Consider the following 6225-nt stretch of genomic DNA (forward strand, 5'->3'; position numbering starts at 1 on the left):
TCACGGTTTATTCGGTTTCCAACACCCAAAAATGTTATTCGCATCTCATTTTTCCACGCCTTTTACTCCCATACTTTCTGAGATGTTTATTACTTTTAACTTGTAATGTAAATCCCAAACGGAACCTCCTGTCATGAAGCTCAAAAATACTTTCGCCCTGTCACTGCTTGCCTCATCAATAATTTCATTAACGCCCGCCGGCGCTGCCGGCCGGGGCCCCGCTCCCGATCTGTTTGACAATTTCGGCATGCCGCAAGCCAAGGACAAAACATTACCTGCAAAAGCCGTCAAGGGCAGAAACCGCGCTGTTGCCGTCCATACCGATCTGCTGGAGATGGATACGCTGACGCTTAATCTTTTTGATGATGTTGTGGTAACCGCTGTACGCGACCGACTGATAGACAAGGTTAAAGGCAGCAGTACCTGGATCGGTCATGTTGACGGCGAACCTGAAAGCGAAGTCTTTCTGACCATTCGCGGTCAAAGCATGTCCGGCACCGTTCAGATCGGCGAAGAGATCTATGAGATAGAACCCAAGGGCAACAACCGGCACGACATCATTCAAGTGGACCCCAGTAAAAATCCCAGAAACAACGAGGACACAATTACCGTAGACCTGCCAACCGCCAGCGATCAGACCGCCGGCCCGTTGGCAACCGACGAGCCCGTCACCAGCGCCGCCGGCACCGGCACAATCATTGACCTGATGGTGGTTTATACGCCGAAAGCAAAAAACAATGCATCGGGACAAACGGGTATTGAAGCCAAAATAGCCAACGCGGTAGCAAAAGCCAATCAGGCCTACATCAACAGTAAGGTTGATATGCAGCTCAATGTCGTTTATATGGGCGAAGTCAGCTATAACGAGACCGGCAACATGACCACCAGTCTGACCGACCTGCGTGGCACCAATGACGGCAAAATGGATGCGGTTCATAACCTGCGCAACCAATACGGCGCCGACCAAGTGTTATTGGTTACCGCCGACACCAACTATTGCGGCATTGCTTATGTGATGAGCAATCCAAGCACCTCGTTTGCACCTTACGCATTCGGCGTCGTGCATGATGACTCCACCTATGCCTGCCTTTCCGATAACACGCTCGCCCATGAACTCGGGCATAACCAGGGCGATCAGCATGACAAAGCCAATTCGTCCAGTGCCGGCGCCTACGATTATTCTTACGGCTACCGGCTATGCCAAACGGGCGGATTCCGAACGATTATGTCCTATAGCTGCAGTGGCGGCGCCCGGGTCAGTTATTTCTCCAATCCGAACGTGTCGCTGACGACCGGCCAGACAACAGGCACCGCGACAGAAAACAACGCGCTATCGATGAACAACACCAAAGCCATCGTCGCCGCATTCAGGTCGACCATTGATTCAACAACCCCTAATGCGCCCAGTAACCTGGCCGCTTCAGCGCTTTCCGCCAGCGAAATCGCTTTAACATGGTCCGACAACTCCAGTGATGAAACCGGCTTCAGACTGGAAAGATCCGCCGATGGCAGCAACTGGGCTGAATTTGCAGTAACCGCCGGCAACACAACCGGGTTTACCGATTCGAGCCTTGTGACATCGACCACTTACCAATACCGTATTCGCGCCTATAACAGCAACGGCAATTCAAGCTATTCCAATATCGGCAGCGCCACCACCAATGCCCAGGTTGCCTCTACCTGCACCAGCAACACGCCCGCACTGACCATGGGGCCGAACGCTCTATACAGCAAGCCGGGGGCGACGATAAAATTTGATATTTCCCTGACCAATCAGGATACATCGGCCTGCGGCATCAGCACTTTCACCTTGACAGGCAATGACAACACGGCATTAGGCTCATACGCACTGAGCCCGGCGAGTTCGACTTCCACGTCCTGGTCCAGCCCGGCGCCAAGCACCGACGGGACTTATACAAAATCGGTAACCGCATCGGCAACAGGCCATGCCAGCGCGACCCGGTCGGCGACAGTCACTGTCGATGGAACAGCGCCGACCGCACCGGGAAACCTGACGGCTGTCAGCAAAAAAAATCAGGTGAACCTTTCCTGGACGGCATCGACCGACTCAGGTTCAGGCATCGCTCATTACATTATCAAACGCAACAACTCCCCCGTGGCAACCACGACCGGCACCAGTTATACCGACAAGTTAAGCGGTCGTTCCAAGGGCTCTTTTACTTATACCGTGGAAGCCGTTGACAAGGTTGGCAACATAGCCGGAAGCAGCACGTCAGTGGCAGTAGGCGATGCCGCCCCTGGAAAAGGAAAATAATTTTCTTCGGAGATTACGCAGACTATTTGCTCATTCGCCAAATGCGTTTTAGCAGCTGCTTAGGATTTGGTCGTCAATAATGTCCTTGTTTAAGCATAAGATGTACCGACGACAGGAGGCGCATCGTTCGCGAGCGATGCGCCTCACTGCGCCGCCTGCTGTTGGCCAGCGCACCCTCTGCGGGATTCCAGTTTCAGGAAGTAATCTTTAGCCAAATTCTTAAAAGAAAAAAGGGCGTTTCGGCGCCCTTTTTTACGCATGAAACATTGCGGTTTTACTGAAGTTCGTCTTGATAATAATCTATTTTGCTTTCATAAAATCAGCTTTTTTAAACTTAATGGCCCGATTTTCGCCCGCGGGAAAAACCAGCCAAGCCCAACAGTCCCAGACCTAGCAACCAAAGGGCTGCCGGTTCCGGTACACTCCCATCTGGCGGCGGCTCGGCGCCGGTGGAGATATATTCGCCCAATACAAAGCCGCTATCACTTGTCACATCGTCAGTTGTTTGAAGCGACTGCACGTGAGCCCCCATCTGCCCCGAACCCAAAACAGTATCGGAACTCTGCGAGAAATCCGCCAGTAAAAAATCATTGGCATCCCAATCCCGGTTCAGTATGGCATCAAATATTAAAGGAATGGCATTGGTGACATCCTCGGCATTCGGCGGATCGGCCGGATCGAGTGCTTGAAATTGAAAGTTGGGGGTAAAATTCCCTCCGCCTCGAACTGTCGCGGGACTGGTAACAGCCCAATCGGCTGGGCTAAAGCTGACAAAATCAATATCCGAGGCTGATATGCCGCCGTCTAAATTAAAATAAAATTCATCCAGTCTTATATCGGGATGATCCGGAGAATTGATATCAACAGCCCAGTTGGACAAATTACCGTCAACATTGATATTGACATCGACCAGCAAGTTATCCGGATTATCAATACGTGGATCGCCCGTTAACTGCCCGGACACAATAAATGCCGCCTGCGCCGTCACCGAGAAAACAGCCAGGCTTATAATCCCGGCAATCGCCCCTTTCGTTAAATGTTTCATCGTTTTACTCTCCGAAATAAGAAGAAGGCGGTTTCGATTGCACCTGACTTCACCCGCCTCCTCCTTTATAAATAAACCGTCACAATTTAATTAATTCCGGTTTATTTTTTCTATCCCTGCTTCGTTTGACCCTCATCGCTCGCCGGATAGAAAAGTGACATTCATCGAAAATCAAGGCATGCAACATACCAACTCAATTAATGCTTAAGAAATCAATGAATTAAATTATTAGGCAGCTGAAGTACCACGGGGACTGGTCAACGATTGTGTAAAATGCTTCGACAGCTCATATTCAGCAGTAACGGAACAGCACGTGCCATACCGACATCATATAATTTTTTATAAAACAATAGGTTAATCATAAATTACCCTAGCGTTCCACGCCCTGGTTAATAAATATGTAAAGCCTTCCGACAGCTCATCGGCCAGCGTTATAACCGTATTTGCCAGCTGAATTTCCGCTGCCAGCCCCGTATGACGGGACTTGGAGCTGCTCCAGGGCTGGATGCCATGCGCCAGTACTGCGTTATTGCGTTTGAAAAAGCTGTAAAAAATACCGGCAGTTCATTCGTCCGGACTGGAAAAGCCATAGCGAGTGATGAGCAGCCGTTACCCCATCCAGAGCAGTCTTTCCAGGCATAAGAACAAGGCAAAATTGATGAAGAGTATTGAAATGGCTTCGAGCGGGACCGTAAAAACTCCTGACAATTGATCGATAATTTTTTTAACGGCAAAAAAAACGGAGCCCTAAGGCTCCGTTGTTATTAATCTTCCGAGGCAACATTAATCTTTTTCGGTTGCACCGCTTCACGCTTTGGGATGACGATTTCCAGCACGCCATGCCTTGATTTGGCGCTGATACCGTCAGCATTGGCGGTATCGGGCAAGCTGAAACGCCGGTAAAACGAGCCGTAAGTCCGCTCGACGCGCTTATAGTTTTCCCGTTCGGTTTTGGCTTCGGTTTTCTTTTCGCCTCTGATGGTCAATACGCCTTCTTCCATGCTCAGATCGATATCCTCCGGCTTTACGCCCGGCAAGTCGGCCTGCAGGACATACTTATCGTTTTCTTCCTTGATATCGACCGCGGGCGCCCATTCGGCCGTCGCGATCGAGCCTTCGCCGCCGGCAGCGCCTTCATACGCCCGTTCCAGCTCTTTCTGCAATTGATTCAGTAAACCCCATGGTTCATAACGAGTAATAGCCATAATCATCTCCGGATAGAGTTAAATTTACCAAGAACACGTTGAAAACCGTTTCAGTCCGGCATTCACTGACGATATAAGGGGAACTGGCGATTTTTCAAGCCACAAAAAGCTGAAATTTTTAATCCGGGAGAATCGAGAACTTGCCATGCTGTTAACAGCCAGGCATGGATGTCGGGATGTCGAATATGGGGTGGGCTGTGAACATATGTAAACGGTAAGAGCAAAGGACAGAAAGCCTGTCGAGAAAGCTCAATCCCCTACATATCCAAAGGACTCCTCACCCCACGCCCGCCTTTGTTCAAGACATGGGTATAAATCATCGTCGTCTGTACATCCTTGTGCCCAAGCAGTTCCTGCACCGTGCGAATATCATAGCCGGAATCGAGTAAATGCGTCGCAAACGAATGGCGCAGCGTATGCGGCGTGGCCGGCTTTGCTATACCGCTGGCCTGCACCGCCTTTTTCATCGCCCGCTGCAACAGTTTTTCATCAATATGATGCCGTCGCTCGACACCGCTGCGCGGATCAAGTGAGTAGCTGCCGGAAGGAAAAATATATTGCCAGGCCCATTCAGTCGAGGCATTGGGATATTTGCGCTCCAGCGCATCCGGCAAATAAACCGATGCCTTGCCCAGTCGGACATCATCATCGAACAAGGCGCGGCGCTGTTGCAAATGCGCTTGCAGAGAAGCCTTCAACGACTCCGGCAACATCGTCACCCGATCCTTGGCGCTCTTGCCGTCGCGAATCAAAATCTCGCCGCGTTCAAAATCCACGTCCTTCACCCGCAGACGTACGCACTCCATCAAGCGCATGCCCGTACCGTACAGGAGATTGGCCATCAAACCATGGATGCCGGTCATCCGCACCAACACCGCCCTCACCTCGGTACGCGTCAGCACATTCGGCAAACGTTGCGGCTGCTTGGCGCGCACGACATTATTCAGCCACGGCAAATCGATTAACAGCACCTCTTTATACAAAAACAGTAAAGCGGATAAGGCCTGATTTTGTGTTGAAGCCGATACTTTTCCTTCCACCGCCAGATGTGTTAAAAAAGCCTCCACCTCGGCCATTCCCATCTCTTGAGGGTGGCGTTTACCGTGATACAGAATAAAACGCTTAATCCACTGCACATATTGCTTTTCGGTACGAATGCTATAGTGCTTGACGCGGATACGCTCGCGGACTTGATCAAGGAGTTTTGGCGGTGTGTTTTTAGTCTGCATAAAAAGGTTGATATCAATAAGTGGTTACTATAATATCAGGCCTAACGGATTGTGAGAGTGGCATTATACACCTGCGATTTAAATTTTATATACACCTGAGAAGGTGTCTACTTAATAGTTAAGCCTTCAGTTGAATACGCAAATGTTCAAGTACGAAGATGGCTCAGAAATCATGGTTGGAGATTCCGTGCTGCTTGAAAATGGCCGCACGCCGGGCACGGTTGAGTTCATCGTCACCACAACGGAGGAAATGCAGGCAACCAATGTTGAAGAACCTGGGGTCATGCTCAAATCCCCACCATTCGGCCGTGTCTATCTTCCACAATGGTCGCTAATGGAAGAGCCCTTGAGGTTTGTGTCGCGTGACCCACAGGCCTAACGAATAAGGTTAGATTGTGTGAGCAAAGCGAACCACAATCTGAACCGGTTGTTGGACAAGCCCGGTGATCACGAATCTGACTTTATATAAGA

The 6225-nt window shown here is 50.3% G+C and carries 5 protein-coding genes; 2 read left to right on the top strand and 3 right to left on the bottom strand.

Annotated elements, in window-relative coordinates:
• Nucleotides 1-133 precede the first annotated feature (133 nt).
• On the top strand, nucleotides 134-2275 hold the full coding sequence (locus tag EK22_RS11410) for a M12 family metallo-peptidase (RefSeq protein ID WP_036251018.1): 2142 nt from the start codon (nucleotides 134-136) through the stop codon (nucleotides 2273-2275).
• A gap of 334 nt (nucleotides 2276-2609) precedes the next feature.
• On the opposite strand, the gene EK22_RS11415 is transcribed toward EK22_RS11410, so the two are convergent.
• From EK22_RS11415 to EK22_RS11425, 3 genes are all read right to left on the bottom strand, one after another.
• On the bottom strand, nucleotides 2610-3320 hold the full coding sequence (locus tag EK22_RS11415; protein ID WP_036251021.1) for a PEP-CTERM sorting domain-containing protein: 711 nt from the start codon (nucleotides 3318-3320) through the stop codon (nucleotides 2610-2612).
• 764 nt (nucleotides 3321-4084) lie between these two features.
• Nucleotides 4085-4525, bottom strand: coding sequence for an Hsp20/alpha crystallin family protein (locus EK22_RS11420; protein ID WP_027147332.1), 441 nt, complete (start codon nucleotides 4523-4525; stop codon nucleotides 4085-4087).
• 257 nt (nucleotides 4526-4782) lie between these two features.
• The gene (locus tag EK22_RS11425; protein WP_036251023.1) at nucleotides 4783-5754 is read right to left on the bottom strand and encodes an integron integrase; all 972 of its coding nucleotides are present in this window, start codon (nucleotides 5752-5754) and stop codon (nucleotides 4783-4785) included.
• 142 nt (nucleotides 5755-5896) lie between these two features.
• Here EK22_RS11425 and EK22_RS11430 point away from each other — a divergent pair, with 142 nt between their 5' ends.
• Nucleotides 5897-6133: a hypothetical protein gene (locus EK22_RS11430; protein ID WP_036251025.1), complete on the top strand. Its 237-nt coding sequence runs from the start codon at nucleotides 5897-5899 to the stop codon at nucleotides 6131-6133.
• The last annotated feature ends 92 nt before the right edge of the window (nucleotides 6134-6225 follow it).

It is taken from the genome of Methylobacter sp. BBA5.1 (assembly GCF_000746145.1).
In the GTDB taxonomy this organism is placed as follows: Bacteria; Pseudomonadota; Gammaproteobacteria; order Methylococcales; family Methylomonadaceae; genus Methylobacter; species Methylobacter marinus.

Bases quoted from the DNA above. Each gene is read 5' to 3' on its own strand.
- EK22_RS11425 (WP_036251023.1), bottom strand. From the start codon at position 5,754: ATGCAGACTAAAAACACACCGCCAAAACTCCTTGATCAAGTCCGCGAG.
- EK22_RS11410 (WP_036251018.1), top strand. From the start codon at position 134: ATGAAGCTCAAAAATACTTTCGCCCTGTCACTGCTTGCCTCATCAATA.
- EK22_RS11415 (WP_036251021.1), bottom strand. From the start codon at position 3,320: ATGAAACATTTAACGAAAGGGGCGATTGCCGGGATTATAAGCCTGGCT.
- EK22_RS11420 (WP_027147332.1), bottom strand. From the start codon at position 4,525: ATGGCTATTACTCGTTATGAACCATGGGGTTTACTGAATCAATTGCAG.
- EK22_RS11430 (WP_036251025.1), top strand. From the start codon at position 5,897: ATGTTCAAGTACGAAGATGGCTCAGAAATCATGGTTGGAGATTCCGTG.